Origin of the sequence: Prevotella corporis DSM 18810 = JCM 8529 (assembly GCF_000430525.1) — a bacterium.
Lineage (GTDB): Bacteria > Bacteroidota > Bacteroidia > Bacteroidales > Bacteroidaceae > Prevotella > Prevotella corporis.
On record NZ_AUME01000001.1, the window covers coordinates 130,186 to 154,855 of the forward strand.

17 protein-coding genes are annotated in these 24,670 nt (G+C 48.1%); 12 read left to right on the top strand and 5 right to left on the bottom strand.

Translation table 11 applies throughout. From position 1 onward, the window contains the following. Window positions 1–17 precede the first annotated feature (17 nt). Together trkA and dxs are read right to left on the bottom strand one after the other, a co-directional pair. A complete protein-coding gene (trkA, locus tag H515_RS0100515; protein ID WP_028901430.1) occupies window positions 18–1,358 on the bottom strand; it encodes a Trk system potassium transporter TrkA in 1,341 nt (446 codons plus the stop codon). A 25-nt stretch (window positions 1,359–1,383) separates the two neighbouring features. Further along, complete coding sequence (gene dxs, locus H515_RS0100520) at window positions 1,384–3,318, bottom strand: 1-deoxy-D-xylulose-5-phosphate synthase (RefSeq protein ID WP_025875979.1); 1,935 nt, start codon at window positions 3,316–3,318, stop codon at window positions 1,384–1,386. 186 nt (window positions 3,319–3,504) lie between these two features. On the opposite strand from dxs, the gene H515_RS14340 reads away from it, so the two are divergent. Continuing rightward, window positions 3,505–3,675, top strand: coding sequence for a hypothetical protein (locus H515_RS14340; protein ID WP_154653603.1), 171 nt, complete (start codon window positions 3,505–3,507; stop codon window positions 3,673–3,675). A 448-nt stretch (window positions 3,676–4,123) separates the two neighbouring features. On the opposite strand, the gene H515_RS0100535 is transcribed toward H515_RS14340, so the two are convergent. Next, a complete protein-coding gene (locus H515_RS0100535) occupies window positions 4,124–4,753 on the bottom strand; it encodes a DUF4840 domain-containing protein (protein ID WP_025875981.1) in 630 nt (209 codons plus the stop codon). A 242-nt stretch (window positions 4,754–4,995) separates the two neighbouring features. Here H515_RS0100535 and H515_RS0100540 point away from each other — a divergent pair, with 242 nt between their 5' ends. The 6 genes from H515_RS0100540 (at window position 4,996) to H515_RS0100565 (ending at window position 10,796) form a co-directional block, all read left to right on the top strand. Continuing rightward, window positions 4,996–5,556, top strand: coding sequence for an RNA polymerase sigma factor (locus H515_RS0100540; protein ID WP_025875983.1), 561 nt, complete (start codon window positions 4,996–4,998; stop codon window positions 5,554–5,556). Continuing rightward, a complete protein-coding gene (locus H515_RS13675) occupies window positions 5,553–6,902 on the top strand; it encodes an outer membrane beta-barrel protein (protein ID WP_025875985.1) in 1,350 nt (449 codons plus the stop codon). Before H515_RS0100540 ends, H515_RS13675 begins: the two co-directional genes overlap by 4 nt. A gap of 1 nt (window position 6,903) precedes the next feature. Beyond that, complete coding sequence (locus H515_RS0100550; protein WP_028901432.1) at window positions 6,904–7,335, top strand: hypothetical protein; 432 nt, start codon at window positions 6,904–6,906, stop codon at window positions 7,333–7,335. A 158-nt stretch (window positions 7,336–7,493) separates the two neighbouring features. Beyond that, the gene (locus tag H515_RS0100555; RefSeq protein ID WP_028901433.1) at window positions 7,494–7,805 is read left to right on the top strand and encodes a GNAT family N-acetyltransferase; all 312 of its coding nucleotides are present in this window, start codon (window positions 7,494–7,496) and stop codon (window positions 7,803–7,805) included. Between the two features lie 65 nt (window positions 7,806–7,870). After that, on the top strand, window positions 7,871–9,274 hold the full coding sequence (locus H515_RS0100560) for a C1 family peptidase (RefSeq protein WP_025875991.1): 1,404 nt from the start codon (window positions 7,871–7,873) through the stop codon (window positions 9,272–9,274). Between the two features lie 355 nt (window positions 9,275–9,629). Further along, window positions 9,630–10,796 carry a metallophosphoesterase gene (locus tag H515_RS0100565; RefSeq protein ID WP_028901434.1) on the top strand — a complete coding sequence of 389 codons (1,167 nt, stop codon included), beginning with the start codon at window positions 9,630–9,632 and terminating at the stop codon, window positions 10,794–10,796. 516 nt (window positions 10,797–11,312) lie between these two features. Here H515_RS0100565 and H515_RS0100570 read toward each other — a convergent pair. Further along, on the bottom strand, window positions 11,313–12,212 hold the full coding sequence (locus tag H515_RS0100570) for a diaminopimelate dehydrogenase (protein WP_025875995.1): 900 nt from the start codon (window positions 12,210–12,212) through the stop codon (window positions 11,313–11,315). Window positions 12,213–12,415: 203 nt separating this feature from the next. Here H515_RS0100570 and ruvA point away from each other — a divergent pair, with 203 nt between their 5' ends. The 5 genes from ruvA to H515_RS0100595 all read left to right on the top strand — a co-directional run bounded on the left by ruvA (window position 12,416) and on the right by H515_RS0100595 (window position 24,113). Then, window positions 12,416–13,033: a Holliday junction branch migration protein RuvA gene (gene ruvA, locus H515_RS0100575; RefSeq protein ID WP_028901435.1), complete on the top strand. Its 618-nt coding sequence runs from the start codon at window positions 12,416–12,418 to the stop codon at window positions 13,031–13,033. A gap of 31 nt (window positions 13,034–13,064) precedes the next feature. Further along, the gene (sov, locus tag H515_RS0100580; protein WP_028901436.1) at window positions 13,065–20,654 is read left to right on the top strand and encodes a T9SS outer membrane translocon Sov/SprA; all 7,590 of its coding nucleotides are present in this window, start codon (window positions 13,065–13,067) and stop codon (window positions 20,652–20,654) included. A gap of 578 nt (window positions 20,655–21,232) precedes the next feature. Continuing rightward, window positions 21,233–21,622: a PH domain-containing protein gene (locus H515_RS0100585; protein WP_025875997.1), complete on the top strand. Its 390-nt coding sequence runs from the start codon at window positions 21,233–21,235 to the stop codon at window positions 21,620–21,622. Next, window positions 21,619–22,938, top strand: coding sequence for a D-alanyl-D-alanine carboxypeptidase/D-alanyl-D-alanine endopeptidase (dacB, locus tag H515_RS0100590; protein ID WP_025875999.1), 1,320 nt, complete (start codon window positions 21,619–21,621; stop codon window positions 22,936–22,938). Before H515_RS0100585 ends, dacB begins: the two co-directional genes overlap by 4 nt. Window positions 22,939–22,946: 8 nt before the next feature. Further along, on the top strand, window positions 22,947–24,113 hold the full coding sequence (locus H515_RS0100595) for a mechanosensitive ion channel family protein (RefSeq protein ID WP_025876001.1): 1,167 nt from the start codon (window positions 22,947–22,949) through the stop codon (window positions 24,111–24,113). 92 nt (window positions 24,114–24,205) lie between these two features. Here the strand turns inward: H515_RS0100595 and H515_RS0100600 are convergent, their stop codons facing one another. Beyond that, window positions 24,206–24,607, bottom strand: coding sequence for a lipocalin family protein (locus H515_RS0100600; protein ID WP_025876003.1), 402 nt, complete (start codon window positions 24,605–24,607; stop codon window positions 24,206–24,208). Window positions 24,608–24,670 lie beyond the last annotated feature (63 nt).

Here is a 24,670-nt window from a genome sequence, read left to right on the forward strand (position 1 = left end):
AATGATTTCTCAAACAGTTAGTTGAACAATCGCTCGGCCTTCTTTTTATCAACGTTGTAGCAGAACACCACGACTGTGTCGCCAGCCTCAACTTGCGTGTTACCAGAGACGAGCATCCCCTCGTCGCCTCTTACCAGACCGCCGATTGTCATGCCACTTGGCAGCTTGATGTCTTTGATGGGTTTCCTTGTGATTTTTGAGCCTTGTACTGGTGTGAACTCAGCCACATCGGCATCAACTGACATCAAAAACTTTACGTTGTTCACGTTAGCGTCAAGCAGCATCTGGTAAATGTAGCTGGCTGCAATCGCCTTTTTGTTGATAATTGTACCGATATCGAGGTTGGCGGCCATATCAACGTAGTCGAAATTCTCAACCGACGCAATTGTTTTCCTCACCCCGTATCGCTTGGCGGCCATGCATGCGAGTATGTTTGTTTCGGCATTGGGCGTCAGAGCTACGAAAGCCTGTGTGTTTCTTATGCCTTCTTCAACGAGCAGGGCAGTGTCGCGACCGTCGCCATTGATCACCAGTTTATCCTCATCGAACATTTCATTGAGATATTCGCATCTGTCGGCATCACGTTCGATGACTTTTATGTTCATGTATTCTGGCATAATTTTGACTGAACGCACAGCAGTGCGCCCTCCACCCATAATCATGACATTCTTGACGTCCACGTAATGCTCCTTCCCCGCTATCTTTCGGATGTACGGAATATAGTTCTTGGTGGTCATGAAGTAAGCCAAGTCTTCGAGTTTCAGAGTGTCATTACCGCCGGGAATGATGGTTTCGTTGTGTCGTTTGATGGCAACAATGTGATATGGGTCATCAGGACCACTTATATCCTTGAGTGGTTTGTCGAGAATCTGGCAGCTTTCTCTCAGTTTGATGCCCAGCATGACGAGTGCTCCGTCGTGCACGTCCCAGCGTTGTCTTACCCACGACATCTTCAGACCGTTGATAATGTCCTTTGCTGCCAGAACTTCTGGATAGATGAGGCTGCTGATACCGAGTCGTTTGAAGAACTCCTGATTCTCCGGTTCCATGTATTCTGGGTTGTCGATCTTCGCAACTGTCTTCTTCGCACCAAGGTGATGGGCCATGATGCAGGCTGTAATGTTGTCCGTTTCCTTTGGTGTTACAGCGATAAAAAGGTCGGTATCTTTTGCCCCTGCATCATTGAGCGCCTTGATGCTGGTGGGCTTTGCCTCCATGGTCAGCAAGTCAAAGTCTCTTCCTATCTTCTCAAGGTTCTCTGGAATCTCATCGATCAATACGATGTCGTACTTGTTTCGTGAGAGGAGTTGTGCAAGATGAGTTCCGATGGCATAGGCACCGGCGATGATGATTTTCATGTCCTTAACTAATTATGGCTGTCTTCTATTGAAGATTGTCCTTTATTGTGTGCTTGATGGCTTCTGTGTCGAGTCCGCAAAGCTGCTGTAGTTGGCCGATGGTTCCCTGTTCGATGAATCGATCGGGAAGTCCCATTCGGTTGATGGTTGGCGAATACCCATTGTCGCTCATCCATTCCACGACTGCCGTTCCCAAACCACCGTTTCGTATTCCATCTTCTATCGTTATAATATGAGTGAAATGCTCTCCAACTTCCTTCAAAATCTTCTCGTCCAATGGCTTCAGGAAGCGCATATCATAGTGGGCGATATGGCCTGAACAGGAGTCGGGTGTCGATTCCAGCTCTCTGATGGCCGTCTCGACATTGTTGCCCAATGGTCCGACGGACAGAATGGCCACGTTGTTAGAACTCTCCTTTCCGATGTTCTTGTCGAAGAGTTTGCGTCCGGTGCCAACCTGTATTTCCTCGAACGGGCATCGCCAGTCAATCAGTACGCCTTTGCCTCTCGGATAGCGAATGACGAAAAATCCTTTCTCTGGCAACTGGGCAGTGTACATCAGCCTTCGCAGTTCTCGCTCGTCCATTGGCGAGGCGATAGTTGCATTGGGGATGGGTCTTAGGAATGCCAAATCGAATGCGCCGTGGTGAGTTGCTCCGTCTTCGCCTACCAGCCCCGCACGGTCGAGACACAATACGACAGGCAGATTCAGTATTGCCGTGTCGTGGATGATGTTGTCATAGGCGCGTTGCGAGAACGCACTGTAGATGTTGCAGTAAGGTTGCAATCCGTCTTTTGCCATTCCTGCCGAGAAGGTCATTGCGTGTCCTTCGGCAATTCCCACGTCGAATGCGCGGTCGGGCATTTCTTTCATCAGGACATTCATTGAGCAACCTGAGGGCATAGCTGGGGTAACGCCTACAATCCGTGGATTTTCTTTTGCCAACTCCAACAGGGTCTGTCCGAAAACATCCTGGTATTTGGGTGGTTGATTGCTGGTGTCTTGTATGATGCGTTCACCGGTTTCTGGGTCGAACTTACCTGGTGCGTGCCATACGGTTGCGCTTTTCTCCGCAGGTTCGTAGCCTTTGCCCTTGATAGTGTGGAGATGTAGCAGCTTTGGGCCTTTCATGTTCTTCAGTTGCCGTAGTATGCGCACCACTTCCTTGACATCGTTTCCATCGAAAGGTCCGAAGTATCTGATGTTCATTCCCTCGAAGAGGTTCTGCTGTTGAGAGATGACAGACTTCAGGGCATTATTCAGTCTGATGATGCCTTTTCTGCGCTTGTCGTTGAGTATCCCCCTGTCGTGCAGCCACTGTGATGCCTTGAATCGCAAGCGGTTGTAAGTCTCGTTGGTGTCAAGGTTCAAGAGATACTGTTGCATTCCTCCGACAGCACGGTCGATTGACATATCGTTGTCGTTGAGGATAATCAGCAGGTCGTTGGGCTTGCTCGATGCGTTGTTGAGGCCTTCGAAGGCCAACCCTCCGCTCATAGCTCCGTCGCCGATGATGGCTACAACATGCCTGTTGGGGTGGTTGGTCAGTTTGGCTGCCACGGCCATTCCGAGTGCTGCCGATATAGAGTTGGAGGCGTGTCCACAAGTGAAGGTGTCGTATTCGCTTTCCTTTGGCGACGGGAAGGGCATGAGTCCGTTGAGTTTCCTATTCTCTGAGAAACGCTCTCGCCGTCCTGTTAGAATTTTATGTCCATAAGCCTGATGCCCTACGTCCCAAACGATTCTGTCTTCGGGAGTGTCAAACACGTAATGGCAAGCCACGGTGATTTCCATAGCCCCCAGACTCGAAGCCAGGTGGCCGGGATTCACGGCTACTTCTTCGATGATATCTTCCCTCAACTCCTTGCAAACTTCAGGCAATTGCTCAATGCTTAGTTTGCGAAGGTCGGAAGGAGATTGTATTTTACTTAAAAGCCTATATCTTGTTTCGTTCGACATTATCAATAATGTGGATGTCGCTGCAAAGATACACCAAATCGATTGAATGGCAAAATAAAAGCCATGCTATTTGGGACGATTGCCTTTCCTGACTGCTTGGTGTGGTTTGCATGCAACGGCCCAAAGCCTTTCTTTCTCGCGCTTAACCTTTTGTTGTAGCATGGTTTTGCATTTGGCGGCAGACCTTTGGCAAAAGCGCTGGAAGAACTTCATGACGACAATGCCACACCAAGGCTTTTATCGGTCGGTGTTACTCTCTTGTCCGTCGGGTGCGAACAGATGTTTCCCAACAAGCAAAGCTATCGCATGGTGATAGCTGACCTTTTGCACAACGAAAGCTCACCTATGTGCTGGTAAAAGGTGACCTTTTGAAAGACGAAGTCTATTGTGTTGATAATCAGTAAATTGTATAATATGGTCCGAAGACGGCTTTTTAGTGGTATTAGTGGCTGTTTGAAAATGCTTTTGTTTAGGTATTGCGCAATCGATGCAACTTCTTCATGCTGTGTTTCCTCGCATGGGAATTGTTGTTGCGTTGAAATAGTAACCTTAAAAAAAGAAGAGCGTGTCATCACTGATACGCTCTTCTTGCGTTAACGAAGTTCAACCGACTGTATAGTCGTTTGTAAGAACTTGTCATCACTGATTTGTTCTCCTTCGGTCTGGAAAGTATTGACTAATTTGTTAAAAGATTAGCGTTTCCCAGACATTAATATCAGAAATAAATTTAAAAGGATTTCATTTGCAAGTTACAAAAACTTGTTTCTTTTCGATGTATGATTTACTGCACATTTCTGGAGCAGTGTCATGATCGTTTGAGTAAGAATTTAAATAAATTGCCTCTTGGCAATTCTTCGATTTGTTTTCCATCAACAACGATTACTGCTTCGACGATTTGTACGAAAAGCTGCTCCTTCTCTCCCTGACGGGCAAACGAGTAAGCGTTGTTAATGTAGAACGGCGTCATTACACGATGTTTGGCATTCTTGTAAGTCAGATCGAACGTCGGGGTTAGTGGATTGACAATCATCACTATCGGATTGGTTTTGTAGAAACGGATGCGACAAGTAATGTCTTGTGAGTCGGCTTTGGAAATTGCTTCTTTCAAGGTCTTGTTTTTTACGTTGAGCGCAAGCAGCTTGCTTGGGAAACTCTTGATAATGAATGTGCTGTCATTTGTTATCTGACAGTTGATATCCACTGTGTCGTTCTGAGAGGACTTTCTTGTAAAATTCTCTTTTTCATACACGAGTTTACCCGTGTAGTTGCCTTTTACTCTTTCAAAAGCGGCTTTCACCTCATCAGGAGTGGGGGGCATGTATTTGTCCACAGGATCGTCGTTATTGCAGGAAACCATTCCAAACAGCGAGATGCAGAAAATCGATAATGTAAATAATTTCACTTTGTTCATAATGCTAATAATTAGTTTTTTCATTAAGTTTTCATTTCGTAAATACACAAAAGATGAAAACCTTGCTTTTAAAATGCAAAAAGTTAGATTAATAGTTTTTTTCTTTTTTTTATAGCAAGGTTTTCATTACTTTTGTATTTAACGAGTAACGAAGTTATAAATTAAGGTACAACATCCATCTGTTGGTTCTATGCTGGTTGATATCCAGCTTCTCATTTGATGAAAACTTCGAGCTCGCCCGACAAGTAAATTTTCCTGATAAGAGGATGCAACTGGAGAAAATAGACAGAGAACGGCAAATCATAAGAATGTTCAGGCGAGGTGAAACTTCGGCTATGGATGTGTTGTATGCCGAGTATGCCGATTATCTGAATGCGGTTTGCTCGCGCTATATCTCGGATGGCAACACAGTGAAGGATGTCCTTCAGGAAAGCTTTATCAAGATATTTGAGAATGTCGGCTCATTTGAGTATCGGGGAAAAGGCTCGTTGAAAGCCTGGATATCAAGACTCGTCATCAATGAATCGTTACAACAGATAAGAAGAAAGGCTGCGGCTAAGGAGATGGTTGTTGATACGGACATGACTGGTTATCCAGACTCGGCACCTGTTGTGGCCGACATTAGCGAGGAGACCATTATGGAAATGATTCGCGAACTACCACCAGGGTGCAGGGCAGTATTCAACTTATATGTGATTGATGGTTGCAGCCACAAGGAAATCGGTGAGATGCTCGACATCAAACCAGATACGTCGGCATCGCAATATCATAAGGCAAAGGCCATATTGGCAAGAAAAATCAGGGAATATAAATCAAGACAACGATGAGGGAACAATGGGAAAAAGACTTGCAAAGTCGATTGGGCGACTATCGGAAGAAAGCACCTGAGGGACTATTGGGCGACATCAAGAAAGAGATGGCGCAGAGGGGAATCTGTCCTTCATCGGCCGAAGATCACTGTCTGGTGCTGCCCATGTGGTTGAAGGCTGTTGCTGCAGTTGTCGTTATTGTGGCTTCGGTGGCAGTTGGTACGTTTTTGTGGAACGAAAACGGAGGAAGACCGGCGCAACTGGCCCGTACAACTTCCAAATCGAACGATGTTCCTGTTGGCGAGAGCTCTGTTGACGGTGTGGAGTCGGGTGTCATCGATGCTACGCATGCTCTGCCACACGATAACGCTTTGCTGAATATTGTTAGTGGAAAACTGGCCTCTTTGACTGCTGGTGTTTCTGAACGCTTGGTTGATGTCGGACAGAATATCGCAGAATCGGTCAATAACAACCTATATAAAAAGGAGATGGCATTGGCGCAGACTGATGAATCAAGGATGAAGACAGATGTTGTGGATGCCCCAGAATCTACCGTTGCGATGGCGGCTTCTCCCGCAACAGATTCCAGTCAGCCACAGAAGCCCTCCGTTTCAGGCAACCATCCCAAACGTTGGTATGATGAATCACATAGCGTTCAGTCGGTCGCTTCCAGCGGGTTTCACAACAAATCCAGGATTGAACTGGGAGCTTTCTATTCTGGAGTGGTCTCCAGCAATGGTCGCTCGTCTGGCATACTCAATCCTGATTATAAATCAAATTATCGTGAAATATCAGGTTATTTGAGATATAAGTCAGTGGGCGAGACTTTAGAAGAGACCCATAAATTCAGCCAACCTATAAAGTTGGGACTGTCGTTCCGCTATATCATCAATGAAAAGTGGAGCATCCAGACGGGATTGACCTACAGTCGGCTGTCATCCACAAGCCAAAGCTTCAGCGATTTCTATGAATACGACTGTGAACAGATTCTCCATTATGTCGGACTTCCTGTGAGTCTGAACTACAGTATCTGGCGGAATCGCCATGTAAATGTGTATGCTGTCGCTGGAGGGGAGGTCGAAAAGCTCGTGAAAGGCAAGACAACTACCTATCCTTTCACATTGACAATCAATAAAAGAGGTCCTATCGTTCCCATTTCAGAGAAAGTTAAGGAAGGCAGACCTCAATTCTCACTGAAAGCCGCGGCAGGTATAGAATATGATTTTACGAAGCAAGTGGGCGTTTATGCAGAGCCGGGACTGGGCTATTACATAGACAATGGTAGCGGAGTGATGAACTTCTACAAGGACAAACCGCTCAATTTCAGCATCAATGTTGGCATGAGGATTAACTTTGGCAAATAAAATGATGAGAAAAATATTGCTGTTCGTCAGCTCGGTGGTCATCTTCTGCTCGTGCAACGTGGGTAAAGTTGTTCCCGTTGACTACGAATTAGCCCACAATTACTTTGTCATTAATCCAAGATTGCCAAGCACTCTGAAAATTACATCTCAGTCAGAATTTGACCATTATTTTGGTTTGGCAGCCGTAATGGGCAAGAACGGCGAGCCAACTCCCATTGATTTCACTCGCCAGTTCGTGATAACGAAGGTGTTACCTGAGTCAAACAGGGCCGTTGGGCTAACTCCTGTCAATCTTAACAGGTCTGACGGACAATTGGTATTGAGCTATAGAGTTGAGAGAGGCAAGCAACAGCAGTGGGTCAGTCAGCCCTTTTTCATCATAATCGTAGATAAGAAGTATCAAAAATACAACGTAACGGAAAAGATGGAATAGTCTTTTTCGTTTTTTTGTGGTCAATTAAATCGTACTACCTCATCAGAGAGTTGGCAGTTTGAAGTTTTTTATTTATCTTTGCAAAAGTAATGAATCCTGTTAGTTAAACCTAATATCTCGAACTCTACACAAAGAGCGGTTCGAACTGAATGAAAGCGATGAATACAACACTGACAACACAAGGTAAAGAAGGCAAAGTGATAGCGCAGGAAGGCAGTGAGCAAGTAGGCGAGCTCAACTTTCTGTTGGACAATGGTGTGGTTGTAATAACCCATACACGTGCTTTCGATGGCCATGAGGGGAAAGGCGTGGCAAAAATGCTGGTGAATGCGACGATAGACTATGCGCGGGAAAACGGCCTTAAGTTACGTCCCATCTGCTCTTATGCCTATACTTACATGATGCGCCATCCCGAACATGCTGCCCTTTTGGACAAAAGAACGGGCGAGGGGGTAGCGTGTGGTTTGTGACCAATGCCCCAACATGATAGAAATCAATAATAAAATAATAAATCTAAAACGAAAAAGACAATCTTATGAACAAACAAACGTGGATAGCCTGTGGACTTATGGCACTGTCACTCACCACGCAGGCACAGAACAAAGATGGTGGGATTGATATGCAAATGATGCAGAAAATCAGCGCAAGTCACAATTTTTCAGCCTCACGAGCTATCTCAAATGCAATCGCAACCAACTCTATCGACAATTTGGCAAGGAATTTCCGCAATTCCGGTGCTATCGATACGCATTTCAATGTTGAGACTCCCAAACAGAATATTCACGACCAACAGAGCTCCGGTCGTTGCTGGTTGTTCTCCGGTCTGAACGTATTGCGCTCCAATTTCGCACGAAAGCACAAAGATAGCCTCCGCGTCGAGTTCTCGCATGTATATTTGAGTTTCCACGACCAGCTCGAAAAGTCGAACTTAATGCTGCAAGGGGTAATTGACAACGCAAGCAAGCCCATGACAGACCCCATCGTTCAATTCTTCTTCAAGAACCCAATCGGTGACGGTGGTACATTCTGCGGTGTGTCAGACCTTGTGGATAAGTATGGACTCGTGCCCATGGAGGTGATGCCTGAGACCTATTCGGCTGAAAATACCTCACGTATGGCGCGCATTGTCTCATCAAAGCTGCGTGAGTACGGCCTTGAGCTCCGCAAGATGGTGGCTGGAAGGAAGTCGGCATCTGCCATTAAGGCGCGCAAGACAGAGATGTTGGGCAATATCTACAACATCCTCGTGCTCTCGTTGGGTGAGCCAGTGAAAACCTTCGAGTATGCTTTCAAGGACAAGGACGGGAAACAGGTGGGCAAGCCCAAGACCTATACTCCGCAGTCGTTCCGCGATGAGGTGGTGGGCAGAAAGCTCAGCGGCACTTTCATCATGGCTATGAACGACCCACGTCGTGAGTATTATAAGACCTATGAGGTGGAATACGACCGACATACCTATGATGGGCAGAACTGGAAATACGTTAATCTTCCGATGGAAGATATCGCAAAATTGGCCATTGCATCATTGAAGGATTCCACAAAGATGTACTCCAGTTACGATGTGGGCAAGCAGTTGGACCGCAAACGCGGCTATCTCGACTTGAATAACTATGACTATGCCACCCTCTTTGGCACGACTTTCCCAATGAACAAGGCTGATCGCATTGCTACTTTCGACAGTGGTTCGACCCATGCCATGACCCTTACGGCAGTCGATCTTGATGAGAACGGCAACCCGAAGAAGTGGAAAGTGGAGAACAGCTGGGGCCCAACGAGTGGGCACAATGGCTATTTGATCATGACCAACGACTGGTTCAACGAATATTCGTTCCGTCTTGTTGTTGATAAGAAGTACGTTCCAGCGAACATTCTTAAGATCGAGCAGCAGAAGCCTGTCATGGTGATGCCAGACGACCCATTGTTCCAAGAGGATAATTGAACCCCAACCGTCCATTAGCCCGCACTTTCATCCTTGGGTGATGAGGATATGGCTTCAGGGCAGCTTTCATTCGCTTGCCGTCATCTTTCCTGTCGTTCTCTCTTGGCGTAGCCCGCTACGGTTTTAATAGAACGACAAACAAGCAGCCTGGCAATCAAATAGAATCAGTTCAGGCTCTAAGGAGCGATTTGGGTGGAAGCCAATGTTTGCTGATAGTTCAGCCTTATGACAATAAAAAATCCCTTGTCTGTCAGCAGACAAGGGATTTTTTTGTTCCTTCGGACGATAAAATCACGAATTGATAATGCGTAATCGATTAAAAATCATTATATTTGTGGAAATAAAATAGTTGCTGATGATTCTACCAATCGTACTGTTCTTGTTGCTGCTCATCGCTCCCGATGTCTATCTGTGGACGGAATACATCCGTCAGCAAGACTCATGGTGGCTCAATGTCTTGTGGTTCATGCCTTCGGTGGCGGCCGTCGCGTCGTTCATACTCGTGAACAGGGGAGTTTATCACAACACGTTCATCAGGGTTATGTTTGCCTTGGTGCTATGTTTTGGGCTGCCCAAACTCGTTTTCGTCCTCCTTCAGTTCTTTGTCTCGTGGCAGTTGGCCATCGTTTTGCCCATTGCCATACAGATAGCTCTCATCTATGGATTTTTCTTCGGCTGGCGTCGGATTGTGGTACGTAGCTCAACGTGCGTGTCGAAGTTGCTTCCAAAGTCGTTCGATGGTTACAAGGTCTTGCAATTCAGCGACCTTCATCTGGGAACATTCAGGCACAATCCTGCCTTTATCAAGAAGCTGGTGCGTGTCATTAACGAGCAGCGGGTCGATTTGATAGTGTTTACGGGCGACTTGGTGAACATTCATGCCGAGGAGGTGCGCCCCTTCATGTCAGACCTTCAGCAGATAACCGCTCCCGATGGTGTTTATAGCATCATGGGTAACCATGATTATTGTGAATACGGCATGGATGCCACCCGTGAGAAGATGGAAAAGTCTGCCAAACCCAACAAACTGTCGAAGGCGGCTCGCAACCAACGTGTGCTGGAGTATCTTCAGGCGAAGATTGGGTGGCGGATGCTGATGAACGAGCATGTCAACATCGTGCGTGTGCGCAGCGATGAGGGAGCCAACAAGAGTGAGTCCATCTCAATCATTGGCGTAGAGAACATTGGTAGCCCACCTTTCAAGAACATGGGGAATCTTTCGAAAGCCATGGAGGGCCTCGTTGACGGCACGTTCAAGATTCTTCTGAGCCACGACCCTACCCATTGGCGGCGGGGTGTGCTGCACAAGACCGATATCGCGCTGACCCTTTCGGGCCACACCCATGCCGGACAGTTGAAGATAGGCAAGTTCTCGCCAGCCAAATGGGCCTACAATGAGTGGGGTGGCAAGTATGTAGAGGGCGAGAGCATGCTCTACGTGTCTCTTGGTGTAGGGGGAACGCTTCCCTTCCGTTTCGGAGCATGGCCTGAAGTAAACGTAATAACGTTGTTATCAAAGTGATACGACGGTGGGAAAAGTGATTGATTTGAGAGGGGTTTATGACGGATTTTCTCCTGTTTCCCTTTGTAAATTTGTGTGTTTTATAACTATCTGACAATCAGTGTTATAGAGTTTGGTATGCGAAAGGTTACCTTTTGCGGCCCGATAGCTGACCTTTTGTGATGTGATAGCTGACCTTTCGCAATGCGATAGCTGAGCTATTATCTCAAATCGTTCATTAGAGTTTTTTTCTTACAAAAAGAAATCGAAATTTTCTAATAATCGATTTGGGATTAATCGTTTTCATCAAAACGATTATACGTTTGAAAAGGATTCTTATCATTATCTATTGACCGCATTTGGGTTGAAGGAACGATAGCTGATGACCGATTTTACTAACAAAAAAGATGCGTCCCCTGTTCGGAACGCACCTTGTTCTATATTGATAGAGCACTGCAACCACAATCTGTTGTGGCGTCCAGCCCATCCGCTTTCCCAGCAAGTAGCCTTCGGCCGTATTGGTTGCGTTAAGGCACTCTATACCAAAGTCTTAATCACGTCTTCCCTTGAAGCTGGCAAGTAGTCGATGACCGGAATCTCAGGCATAGTGTAGCAGCCTGGAGTCAGACGCATGGAAGCGCGAGCGCAGTTGACCAGCACCTGAGCAGTCAGTGCAGGGTTGTTGATACTCATGTTGAACTCGAAACGCTGGTTGGGTGTCTTGCCGCTTACGCCCTTGCGAACGAGGTTCACCCCGTGCCCCATGTCGCGCACATCGTCAACACTTGTCACGGCAAACACGTGGGTCTCGTCGTTGGCAAAGTACGGATCAGCCTTGATTTCGGCCGTTACGTCTTCAATTGTCGCGCCATCCTCCAGTTCGACATAAACCATACGGCGATGGATACTCTCTCCCAGTGGGATGGTTACTGACAGTGCGTTCCTGACACCTTTCTTGCTGCGTACGCAAACAGAGTGTCCCATAGACATTCCCGGACCGAAGTTGGTGTAGGAGAGACCCTTTGGTGCGAGACTTTCCAACAGAACGCGCACAACTGAGTCGGAACCCGGATCCCAGCCCGCAGCAATGATGCTCACCTTGCCGGCCTTCTTGCAGTTTTCGGTCTGCCTTGTGCGATAGTCGAGTATGCCTGTGTGGATGTCGTATGAATCAACGGTGTTGATACCGAGTGCTACAATCTTCTCTGCGTACTCCGGACAACTGCGCGTCGGTGCGGCGAGAATGGCCACATCCACATCCTTCAGTTTCTTTATGTCGTCAACCACCTCGTAAGGAGTCAACTCCAGTGGTTTGTCCTTGTCACCCTGACGGCGAACAATGCCTACAATCTCAAAATCCTTGGCTGCCTCCAAGGCCTCCACGGCATAGTGACCGATGTTGCCGTAACCCACTACGGCTGCTCTTATTTTCCTCATAATCGTTTACTCTTAGAATGTTACCTTAAATATACGCTGCAAATTTAAATCAAAATCATGAGAACAATTACAAAATACACACTTTTTAATTAAAAAATAGTTGTATAAAAATTGCTGGCCGTGCAATATTTATCCTCCCGTGTCGTTTTTAAGATGTATATATACGATAATCCTGTTAGTACAGGAGCTTAAGAAAGATTACTATGATAGAATATATCAGGGGCGAATTAGCTGACCTGACGCCTGCATTGGCAGTAGTTGATGCCAATGGGGTGGGGTATGCGCTGAATATTTCGCTGAATACTTATAGTGCCGTTCAGGGCATGAAAAGTGTCAAACTCTATGTCCACGAGGCCATCATGACGGGCGGACGCGATGACAACTATACGCTTTATGGCTTCGCTACCAAGCAGGAACGCTCACTCTACCGACTGCTCATCACCGTTTCGGGAGTGGGGGCAAACACGGCACGCATGATTCTGTCGTCGTTGACTCCGGCCGAGCTCTGCAACGTGATAGCCAATGCCGACGAGAAGATGCTGAAAACGGTAAAGGGCATAGGGCTGCGTACCGCCCAGCGAATCATCGTTGACCTGAAGGACAAGATTGTTCAGAGTGGAATAGCCGACGAACTGCACGTCAGCAGTCAGCCGAGTGCCGCCAGTGTCAATTCCGCTGTCAAGGATGAGGCCGTCGGCGCATTGACCATGCTGGGCTTCTCGCCTGCACCTTCGGCCAAGGTGGTAGTGGCAATACTGAGCGAACAACCAGAGTTGCCCGTGGAACAGGTTGTCAAACTTGCGTTGAAGCAAATTAAATAGAAACCGTCATCGGGCTTCAACGTCTGTAGGAATGAAACAAAGGCATATCATACTACTCTCACTTTTCCTCTTGTTGGCAGGCGTGAGCTTGTTGGCATGGGGACATTCTGTGTCTGCTAATAGGCCTTTGGGAAGTTTTTTGCGGACGTTGGTGGCACCATCCGACACGGCGAGGAAGGATTCTGTCGTCGTTCAGCAAGTGGAGATAGAGGATGAGACCATCCCCGACTCACTGTTGCACCCACGATGGAAAGTGCAGCGCACCACACCTGTCACCTACGACGACCTCAACCAAGGCTCGTACGACCTGAACCGACCGGAGAACATGCGGCAGACTGTGGAGTACAACGACACACTCGACATGTATGTCATTGGAAACAAGATTGGCGACTCGTATGTCACAGCCCCGATTATGATGACACCGGAGGAGTATCGCGCATGGAGCGAGAAACGAAGCTTTGCCGACTACTACCGCATCAAGAACAAGGAGATTCTCGAACGCAAGGGTAAGGAGAAGTTCGACTTCACCGACATGCACTTCTCGCTGGGGCCTGCAGAAAAGATATTTGGGCCAGGAGGAGTAAGAATCAAGACACAGGGAACTGCTGAACTGAAGTTCGGCGCCACGCTGAAGAATATCGACAATCCGTCGCTGCCCATCCGTAACCGAAAGACTACGACAATGAACTTCGATGAGAAGATCAATCTCAACGTCAATGGAAAGGTGGGCGACAAAGTGAACATGAACCTGAACTACAACACTGATGCGACGTTCGACTTCGATGCACAGAACTTCAAGCTGCGCTATGAGGGCAAGGAGGATGAGATTATCAAACTCGTAGAGGGTGGCAACGTCTCGTTCCCCTCTAACAATTCATTGGTTCAGGGTGCCTCATCGCTCTTTGGTATTCGCGCGGATATGCAATTCGGAAAGTTGAAGTTGCAGACCGTTATTTCGCAAAAGAAGTCATCCAACAAGAGCGTAAGTTCAAAGGGTGGCAAACAGTTGACACCCTTTGAGATATCGGCTGCCGATTACGAGGAGAACCGTCACTTCTTCCTTTCGCACGCATTCCGCAGCCGTTACGATGCGGCAATGAAGACTTTGCCCAATCTGACAACTGGTATTACCATCAATCGCGTGGAAATCTGGGTGACAAACAAGACTGGAACAACCAACAACACGCGTAATATCGTTGCCTTGAGCGACTTGGGTGAAAACATGAACGTGAGCCGTAGCGACCTTTGGGGCAACGGTGGCGGACCAGTTCCTGCCAATAGTGCCAACAGTGAGTATGCAACCATTGCGCAGAATCATCCAGAGGCACGCGATATCGACAAGTCGGCTACCGTTCTCGACGCCTTGGGGCTGGTGGGCGGTACCGATTATGAGAAACTTTCAAGCGCACGTTTGCTCAATAGCTCGGAATATACGGTGAACAATGCTCTCGGATACGTCTCCCTTCGCACAGGATTGCAGACCGATCAAGTGCTGGCGATAGCCTATGAATACACCTTTGGTGGCGTGACGTATCAGGTCGGCGAGTTTGCGAGCGACAGAACGGATGTCTCGGATGTGCTTTTCGTCAAGTCGTTGAAGAACACCAGCAATCATCCACGGCAAGCTAACTGGGACTTGATGATGAAAAACGTCTATTATCTCGCATCAACCGTTGAGCGCGACAAGTTCCGTCTTGACGTGAAGTTCCAAAGTGACACGGCTGGTGTTTACCTATCATACATCCCTGAACAGCAAGTCAAAGACCAAACGCTCATTAAGGCATTGGGAGCTGACCGACTGGACAATAACAACAATGCTCATTCCAATGGATATTTCGATTATGTGGATGGCTATACGGTTGCCAACGGACGTGTGTTCTTTCCCGCAGCAGAGCCCTTTGGACAATACATATACAATTATCTGACATCGAAGGGAGTACCGGCAGCAACTGCACAGAAGTATGCTTTTACCGAATTGTACGACTCAACGAAAACCATCGCTAAGCAGATTGCTGAGAAAGACAAGTATCTGCTCGTGGGACAGTTCAGGGGAACGAGTGCTAATGTTATCTCACTGGGGGCGTACAATGTGCCGCAAGGCTCGGTTGTGGTAACGGCGGGTGGCGTAACCTTGTCGGAAGGCTCGGACTACAGTGTCGATTACAGTGCTGGTGAAGTGACAATCCTCAACCAAAGTATCATCGACGCAGGAACATCGGTGAACGTCTCGCTTGAGAGTCAGAGCGATTATGGACAGGAACGCAAGACAATGTTTGGGCTGAACTGGCAATATGATTTCTCAAAGAACTTCATGATAGGGGGTACTTTCATGCATTTGTCTGAGCAACCCTTGACAACGAAGGTAAATATGGGGGCTGAACCAGTTAACAATACTATCTGGGGATTGAACATGAACTGGAAGAAAGAGAGCCAATGGCTCACCAATATGCTTGACAAAATTCCGTTCTTGCACCTCACTCAGCCCTCACACATCTCCTTTTCGGCAGAGTTTGCACAGCTGTTGGCTGGCCAGAGCAGCGGAACCCAGGACAGAGCGTCGTATCTTGATGACTTTGAGAATACCAAGAACACCATAGACGTCAGCCAACCGACTAACTGGATTATATCAAGCGTGCCTTCTGATTTCACCGAATCAGCCGACAAGACAACGCTTCGGAGTGGTTTCAACCGCAGTTTGCTGGCTTGGTACAACATCGATCCTTTGTTTACGCGTCGCAGTAGCTCACTGACGCCAGGCCATATCAAGAGCGATTTGGAACAGTTGTCCAATCATTACGTGCGAGAGGTCTATGTCCATGAGCTGTTTCCTAACCGCGACCAGAGCAGTTACAACGGTTCCACTTCAACTTTGTCGGTTCTTAACCTTGCGTATTATCCAGAAGAACGTGGTCCTTACAACTTTAATCCGACACTTGACATCAACGGCCATTTGCCAAATCCACGACAAAAGTGGGGCGGTATGATGCGTAAACTTGATACAAATGACTTCGAGACGGCAAATATCGAGTACATTGAGTTCTGGATGCTTGATCCATTCATCTATACTCGTCAGCAAGCTGATGCCAATCGCTATGGTGGTGATTTCTATATTAATCTCGGGGAGGTGTCGGAAGATGTGCTCCATGATGGTAAAAAGTATTATGAGAGCGGTATGCCAGTCGATGGTAGCCAAGCTTGGACCACCACTCAGTGGGGAAGGGTTCCCACACAGGCTACAGTAACTTATGCCTTTGCCACGACAAAAGGAAGCCGTGCCTTACAGGATGTTGGCTTTAACGGACTGACGGATGCCGAGGAACAGCAGTTTGAGTCGTACCAGGATTTCCTTTCCTATGCGAGGGCAAATACAAACCAAGCTGTTTTCGACTCCATCTGGGCTGACCCGGCCAATGACGACTACCACTATTATCGTGGTTCGGACTGGGATCAGGCACAGGCCTCTATTCTTCAGCGCTACAAAAAAATAAACAATCCTCAGGGAAACTCTCCCGATAGCGATACCCGCAACGAGCGATACGACACATCTTATAAGACGACGCCTGACGTTGAAGACATCAATCAGGATTATACGCTCAACGAATACGAGAAATACTACCAGTACAAGGTGAGCATTCGCCCCGAAGAAATGGTGGTAGGACAGAATTACATCGTTGACAAGCGCACGGCATCGGTGAAGTTGCGCAACGGAAAGACAGAGGAGGCAACGTGGTATCAGTTCCGAATTCCTGTACGGGAGTACCAGAAACGTGTGGGAGGCATCAGCGACTTCACCAGTATCCGGTTCATGCGCATGTTCTTGACTGACTTTGAAAAGCCTATTGTGCTACGTTTTGGTACATTCGACCTCGTTCGTGGCGAGTGGCGGCAGTACCAACAGAGCCTGACAAATGCCGCATCTACGTCCGGAACGATGGCTGTGAGCGCTGTGAGTATAGAAGAGAACAACGACAAGACACCTGTCAACTATGTTCTGCCCCCTGGTATCACCCGCGAACAAGACCCGACGCAGCCCCAACTTGTACAAAGCAACGAGCAGGCGTTGGCGATCACGGTGCATAACCTCGGCAACAAGGAGTCGAAGGCCGTCTATAAGAATACGACGCTCGACATTCGCCAGTACAAGCGTTTGCAATTGTTCGTCCATGCCAATGCTTTGGAGCAAAACACGACAAATCTTACAGACAACCAGTTGGCCGTTTTCGTGCGATTGGGCTCTGATTACAAGAACAACTACTATGAATATGAGATTCCTCTGAAGCTGACGCCTGCTGGTTGGTATGACACTTACTCCCGACAGGGCTGTGAGGCCGTATGGCCAGTGGAGAATATGCTCGACATTCCAATCTCGCTGTTCACCAGTGTGAAGCGTCAGCGCAACGAGGGACGAGGAAATGGCACGGCAAGTTACAACCGTGAGTTTTCGGTTTATGACGAAAGCCGCCCCTCCAACCGAGTGAGTGTGATGGGAAACCCGACCTTAGGCGAGATAAAGACCATGATTGTGGGTGTGCGCAACCTGTCAGGGTCGGAGAAAAGCGGTGAGGTCTGGCTCAATGAGATGCGCTTGCTTGAGTTCAACAATGAAGGAGGATGGGCAGCAAAGGGACAACTGAATATCCAACTCTCCGACTTTGGTACGGTGGATGTGAATGCCAGCCACAGTACCGACGGTTTTGGTGGCTTGGAACAAGGAGTAAGCGAGCGCCAACAGGAAACGAACACCGATGTTTCGGTAACGGCCAGTCTCGAATTAGGCAAGTTCTTCCCCGACAAGGCCAGAGTTTCCGCACCTCTTTATTATAGTGTAACGAAAAGCGAGAGCCGTCCGAAGTACAATCCGCTCGATACCGACATGGAATTGGATGCCGCCCTCGACGGCGCAGCTAATGAACACGAGCGCGATTCCATCGAATCGATTGCCGTGACGAAACGAACGACCACCAACTTCTCACTGTCGAATGTGCGAGTGGGCATCCAGACCAAGCGTCACCCGATGCCTTACGACCCAGCCAACTTCTCTTTCTCCTACAGTCACTCACATTCTCACACCGCTGGCGAAACTACCGTCTATGAGAACGAAGACAACTGGCGCGGAGCGATGAACTATAGCTGGACACCAGTTTACAAAGCCTGGGGGCCGTTCAAGAGTCTGATCAAGAGCAAGTCGAAATGGTTTGACATTATCAAACGTTTTGAATTGAACTGGCTGCCCCAAAACATTGCCTTCAACACCGAAATAACCCGTAACTACTACGAGTTGCAGGAGCGTGACATGCAAGCGACCGAAAATTCGATGTTACCTCTGACGTTCAATGAGCAATTCCTGTGGAACCGTGATTTCTCCATCCGCTGGGACCTCACCCGCAATCTTCACATGAATTTTCAGAGTGCGACGCATGCCGAGATAGAAGAGCCTTACACTCCCATCAACAAAGATCTCTATGCCGACCAGTATCAGGCATGGAAAGACTCTGTATGGACCAGCATCAAGCACTTCGGAACACCGCTCGATTATCAGCAGAATTTTACTCTTTCCTATCAGTTGCCGCTCAACCTGATACCTATCTTCGATTGGATTAATGCCGATGCCAACTATACCTCAGCCTATACGTGGGTAAGAGGTACCGACTTGGAGGACGGAACGTCGCTGGGAAATACAATCACCACCAACCGAACACTCAACATCAACGGATCGTTGAACTTCGAACGGCTCTACAATCACATCCCATTCCTTAAAAAAACCAATGAACGATTCAACAAATCGCTCTCGCGCAAGGAGAATAGACTGAAGAAGCGGCTTGAACAGAATCTCAGAATACGCAATATTGACGGTGCCAAAGAGCCGAAAGAGGACAACAACAAGAAAAATTTGCCAAAGAACACAAAGAGCTTTGAAAAGGAAGTCACTATTCCTGCTGACACGGCAATCATTGTTTCGCACTCAAAAAAGACCAAGCGGATACTCCTCTCGCTTAAGGATGCAGATGGTCATTCCGTAAAACTGAAATGGCGGAAGATGGACAGCAATAGGGTGAAGCTTTACAACAAGACAGACTCCGCACTCAGATTGAAGCTGACTGTTACGCCAAAAGACCCGCTCGATAACAAAGGGTGGTACAAGACCGCACAATGTATTGCACGTGCACTGATGATGGTGCGCAATGCAAGCATCTCTTACCGTAACCAATACTCCATGTCGCTGCCCGGTTTCATGCCAACCGTTGGCGATGCCTTTGGTCAGACCCGTGGGCAGGGAGTGCTTTCGCCAGGACTCGATTTCGCTTTCGGACTTGTCGGAGACAGTTATATCGACAAGGCGCGAGAGAACGACTGGCTCCTGATAAACGACAGCATCGCCACTCCAGCTACAACCAACAAGACAGAAGACCTTCAGCTGCGCGTTACGCTCGAACCGATGCGCGACTTTAAAATCGATCTCAATGCGAGTCGCACGGAAACCACCTCCAAGAGCATACAGTACATGTATGTGGGCAACCCTACCACGCAGAGTGGAATGCTCACTATGACCACCATCTCATTGGGAACAGCATTCGAGAGTCAGGGAAATGCCAATAACGGCTACCGAAGTGCGACTTTTGAGAAGTTCGTCGGCTCGCTTGATGTCTATCGCCGTCGTGTGGAAGAGCGCTATCACGGTGCATCCTATCCGGCTTCGTATGGCGGTGGCGTATTCGACCCGTCTATAGGGGCAGTGGATAAGTACAGTGCCGATGTCATGATTCCCGCATTCCTCAATGCTTATACCAGCATGGGCGGCAACGGTCTGAAAATATTCCCTGGCTTGCGGAGCATGCTTCCCAACTGGACGATACGCTATAGCGGACTGTCGCGCCTGCCTTTCTTCCAGGATGTTTTCAAGAGTGTCAACATCAACCATTCCTACAAGAGTATTTTCGCCATCGGATCGTACCAGAGCTACAGCACATGGCAGGAATACATGAACGGACTCGGATTCATTGCCGATGCAACCACTGGTGTGCCCATACCAAGTTCGATGTACAATATAGCGCAGGTGAGCATCAACGAGGCATTCTCTCCGTTGTTAGGAATCGATGTAACGATGCTGAACAACTTGACAGCACGTCTCGAATACCGTCAGACACGTGTGCTGTCGCTCTCCATGACGAGTGTGCAGATTAACGAGGCGACATCGAAGGACTGGGTGCTGGGTTTGGGCTACCGAATCAACAATCTCAACCTGTTCGGAGGCCGCAACACCCGATTGGTGAAGAGCAAAAAGAAGGCTGGCGACGAGAAACAACAGCGCGCCAATACCAATAGCAGCAACAGCTCCAACCGCAATAACAGCGGCATCAATCGCGCTTTGAACCTGCGTCTCGACGTCAGCTACCGTCGCCAGTCAGCCATCACGCGCGATATCGCCACTTTGGCTTCTGCGGCATCAAGCGGCAACACGGCATTCAAATTCTCTTTTACGGGCGATTATACCCTCAGTCGTCTAATTACGGCCAGTCTCTATTACGATATGCAAGTCAACACACCGCTGCTCTCATCGAGCAGCTATCCCACCACCACGCACGACTTCGGCCTCAGTCTGAAATTGAGCCTTACACGATAGTCCTACCGTAGTCATGCAGATGGCTTGCCATAGCCTTTGGCAACCTTTGGTGAATGGTCAGCGCAATGAAAAATCCTTACAATCCACGTTCTTTCATTTGTTTTATAACGGTTTGATAATCAGTGCTATATTTTTTTGTGCGCAAAAGGTGACCTTTCATGCTGCGATACCTCATCTTTTGGCATGCCGAAGCTCACCTTTTGCCGTAGGAAGGCTGTCTTTCTGCAATCAGACGGTAAAAACATCTTACATTCGTTGCCAGTCAGTCGTCACACAATGGTCATGAAGTAACCGTTTAATACCATTGCTCCCGACCCGTTCTTGTTCGCCTTCCGTTGACTCGAACAAAGCCATATTTTCATCATCTAATTGTGAACTTCGGATTTAATGCCCGACAGAGGTAAGCTATACACTTGTCTGTAAATCACGAAAAGCCAGACACGACGAGGCGGTCAGTCAGCCGAAAATATCATGCGTTCACGACAATTATCGCCAATTAACGGCAGTTATTAGTTGCGCGATGCCCGATTGCCCGTATTTTTTTGTAAATTTGCATTCTAATAAATAGTGTTGCGATAATGGAGCGAACATTTAGTCATCGGGTGACGATACTCGAATGGAGTGCCATTGCACTCTTTGCGCTGGGCACACTCTACGGATTTTGGCACCGTCAGAATGTTGCGTTGGTTGTCTTGGGAACCGTCTTTGTGCTGTTGACCATCCTTGCGCTCGACAGAGCCTTGCACACGAGCTATGTTCTCACACCCGACGACGTGCTGATAGTGCGACGTGGCCGTTTTTCGCGTGAGAGACGCCTTGCACTGGCCGATATAAAGACCATAAGAGAGTTGCCCCTTGCCTTCCGTTTAGGCAACTTCGTGCTGCTGGAACTGACCAACGGCCGTGTGGAGAGTGTGCAGCCTGAAAACAACAAGGCCTTCATCGCAGCCATTCAGAAACGATTATGAGATTGAGATATATATACGCATTGTTGATAGCAATGGTGCTGTCGGCACCTATTGAGGCTCAGGTCTATTTAGACAGTGCCGAGGTGGCACGTGTGCTGAGCGGAAAGGATTCGGTGCTGCTTTCTGGTGACGACGAGGCTACCATTGAGGACGATAACGGCGATGACGAAGGCTATAATTCCTATTTTCAAAACGATTCATGCCTTACATGGCAACAGAACATCAAGGCACGGTTGGATGGAATCCTTCAAGGCAACCTGATGGAAACGACGCAAGTCGGTGTGATGGTTTGGGATTTGACCGACGACAAAAGACTCTACAGCTATCGCGAGCGTGTACAGATGCGCCCCGCTTCAACAATGAAATGCGTCACAGCTATTGCGGCCCTTGACCGTCTTGGTAGCGACTATTCCTTTCGGACACGCATCTATTATACGGGATCGGTTGACGACTCCACGCAAGTGCTCAATGGCGACATCTATTGTGTTGGCGGGATGGATCCGCTAATTGGCGGGACTGACATTACAGCCATAGCTGAGTCCATCAGACAGCTGAACATTCGAACCATCAATGGCAACTTCTATGCCGACCGCTCGTTCAAGGATAAGGATGAACTGGGATGGGGCTGGTGCTGGGACGATAAGAACCCATCGCTCAATCCGCTGTTGGTCAACAAGCGTGACAACTTCATCAGCCTGTTGCGCGAGAGACTCCACAACATGGGGGTAACCCATTATGGAATTGTTGGTGAGCGTACGGTTCCAAACAATGCGCGGCTGATTACCACGCGCCTGCATTCCATTGAAGAGGTGATGCGTCCGATGATGAAGAAGAGCGACAACCTCTTTGCCGAGTCGATGTTTTATCAGATTGCAGCTGCTGGAGGAGGCAAGTGGAGCACAGCCAAACAGGCGGCATCCTATATCAAGGGATTAATTAGAAAGGTGGGACTTACCCCTAACAACTACAATATAGCCGATGGGTCGGGACTGTCTTTGTACAATTATGTCAGCCCAGAACTGGAAGTGCAGTTGCTTCGCTATGCCTTTCAGAACAGGAATATTTACGATATCTTGCTCAAAACGCTGCCGATAGCAGGAATCGACGGGACGCTTCGAAGGCGGATGCGTGGTACTCCGGCAGCCGGGAATGTCAGGGCAAAGACTGGTACTGTGATGGGTGTCAGCTCCTTGGCCGGCTATCTCACCGCCTCGAATCAGCATAGACTCTGTTTCTCGATTATCGTTAACGGGGGAATGTCGAACGGACCTATGCGGAGGCTTCAGAATAGTATTTGTGTCGCACTTAGTAAATAAAATGAATGATGGAAGAAATAAGAATTTTTGTTGAGAAAATATTGAACTCCTTGGGTGTGGAAGGTTGGTTGGTGCCAGTGGCTCGTCATGCCTTGTTGGTGATAATTGCCATCTTGCTGGCTTGGCTTTCAGACTTTCTCTGTCGGAAGCTGATTGTTCCAGTCGTCGAGAAGCTGACAAAGAAAACCAAGGCTACATGGGACGATGTCATTTTCGACAAACGTGTGCTTTACACGGCTTGTCACATCGTACCAGCGGTGATGGTCTGGGAGTTATTGCCGATGGTATTCTATCAATATCCTCTGGTTCAGGAGACATTGGCACGGCTGACGGCTATTTATATCACCGTCAGTTCCACTCGCTTGGTTGTGCAGATAGTTGACCGTCTCCGATTTCTCAATACCCGTGAGGGAAGTTCCAGCAGTCAGTACCTCAATTCGTTCTGCGGAGTATTGAGGATTATAGTCATCTTTATTGCCGTGATCGTCGTGGTTGCTATACTGTTTAACAAGAATCCGATGAGTCTTTTTGCTGGATTGGGTGCGACGTCGGCCGTTCTGATGTTGGTGTTTAAGGACACTATCGAAGGACTGGTGGCTGGTATCAGGCTGACGAGCAATGAGATGGTGCACGTTGGCGACTGGATTACCGTTCCCGGCACACCCGTTGACGGCAATGTGATTGACATTACGCTGACAACCGTGAAGGTTCGGCAGTTCGACAATACGATAACCACCGTACCACCGTTGACGCTCGTGAACGGTCCGTTCCAAAATTGGAAAGGTATGCAGGATGCTGGGGTGCGGCAAGTGAAGAAACAAGTTTACTTCGATGTGCGCAGCATCTGCCTGTTAGATGATGAAACGAAGCGGAAACTCGTGGACAAAGGCCTCGTTAATGCCCGTCAAGTGGAAGGCGATGTGGTGAATATGGGAATCTTCCGCCGATATATTGAGGATTATCTGTCTAATCGGAAGGAAGTGGATGGCAACATGACCCTGATGGCTCGCCAGCTGGAGGCAACGCAAAGTGGTGTGCCTTTGGAACTGTACTTCTTCCTTTCCATAACGGAATCGGTGTTGTACGAAAGCACTGTCTCTGATATTCTTGAGCACGTGTATGCCTATGCTCATGAATTTGGACTGAAAGTTTATGAAATGTTTCCCGAACAGTAAGTAGGCTCACTCCCAACTCTTCTCGTTTGGGAGATGAGAGCCCCTATCTTCTTATAGAATGCCTTGTCTGTCAAGACCTTATTCGCACACCATCACTTTGAGGGGGAAGAGTTGGGGGATAGGCTGTACTCAATGTCGGTGTTTCTTTGTCTGAGCACACTTTTCTCCTTATCAAGGTCGAAAGTGTCAGTAAGCTCAGTCTCCTCTCCGTAGAGGATGCTCTTTCCATGGATGGCGACTGTGCTGTCGTTCACCTTCGTCCATTTGTCGTAAGGAAGTGTGGGCATGTTGATGGATGAGGCGATGCCGTTCTCTTTCAGTTCGATACCCAACTGAGCTGTGGAATCGTTGGGGTTGGAGGTAGTCCATTGTCCTATCAGATTGATAGTGTCGGCCTCGGCCGTGTTTTCACTTGTCTTTGCATTTTTGTTACCGCAACTGACAAAGGCAGATATGCAGGCAAAGGCTGCGCCAATACAAATTATCTTCTTCATGTTTTGTTCATTGGTAAAAGCAGAATGATACTGCTTCAGTTCGGTTTTGTAATCAAATGAGAT

Bases quoted from the DNA above. Each gene is read 5' to 3' on its own strand.
- H515_RS0100595 (WP_025876001.1), top strand. From the start codon at position 22,947: ATGGAAGAAATAAGAATTTTTGTTGAGAAAATATTGAACTCCTTGGGT.
- ruvA (WP_028901435.1), top strand. From the start codon at position 12,416: ATGATAGAATATATCAGGGGCGAATTAGCTGACCTGACGCCTGCATTG.
- trkA (WP_028901430.1), bottom strand. From the start codon at position 1,358: ATGAAAATCATCATCGCCGGTGCCTATGCCATCGGAACTCATCTTGCA.
- H515_RS0100585 (WP_025875997.1), top strand. From the start codon at position 21,233: ATGGAGCGAACATTTAGTCATCGGGTGACGATACTCGAATGGAGTGCC.
- H515_RS0100540 (WP_025875983.1), top strand. From the start codon at position 4,996: ATGCAACTGGAGAAAATAGACAGAGAACGGCAAATCATAAGAATGTTC.
- H515_RS0100535 (WP_025875981.1), bottom strand. From the start codon at position 4,753: ATGAAAAAACTAATTATTAGCATTATGAACAAAGTGAAATTATTTACA.
- H515_RS0100555 (WP_028901433.1), top strand. From the start codon at position 7,494: ATGAATACAACACTGACAACACAAGGTAAAGAAGGCAAAGTGATAGCG.
- dxs (WP_025875979.1), bottom strand. From the start codon at position 3,318: ATGTCGAACGAAACAAGATATAGGCTTTTAAGTAAAATACAATCTCCT.
- H515_RS0100550 (WP_028901432.1), top strand. From the start codon at position 6,904: ATGATGAGAAAAATATTGCTGTTCGTCAGCTCGGTGGTCATCTTCTGC.
- sov (WP_028901436.1), top strand. From the start codon at position 13,065: ATGAAACAAAGGCATATCATACTACTCTCACTTTTCCTCTTGTTGGCA.
- H515_RS0100560 (WP_025875991.1), top strand. From the start codon at position 7,871: ATGAACAAACAAACGTGGATAGCCTGTGGACTTATGGCACTGTCACTC.
- dacB (WP_025875999.1), top strand. From the start codon at position 21,619: ATGAGATTGAGATATATATACGCATTGTTGATAGCAATGGTGCTGTCG.
- H515_RS0100600 (WP_025876003.1), bottom strand. From the start codon at position 24,607: ATGAAGAAGATAATTTGTATTGGCGCAGCCTTTGCCTGCATATCTGCC.
- H515_RS13675 (WP_025875985.1), top strand. From the start codon at position 5,553: ATGAGGGAACAATGGGAAAAAGACTTGCAAAGTCGATTGGGCGACTAT.
- H515_RS0100570 (WP_025875995.1), bottom strand. From the start codon at position 12,212: ATGAGGAAAATAAGAGCAGCCGTAGTGGGTTACGGCAACATCGGTCAC.
- H515_RS0100565 (WP_028901434.1), top strand. From the start codon at position 9,630: ATGATTCTACCAATCGTACTGTTCTTGTTGCTGCTCATCGCTCCCGAT.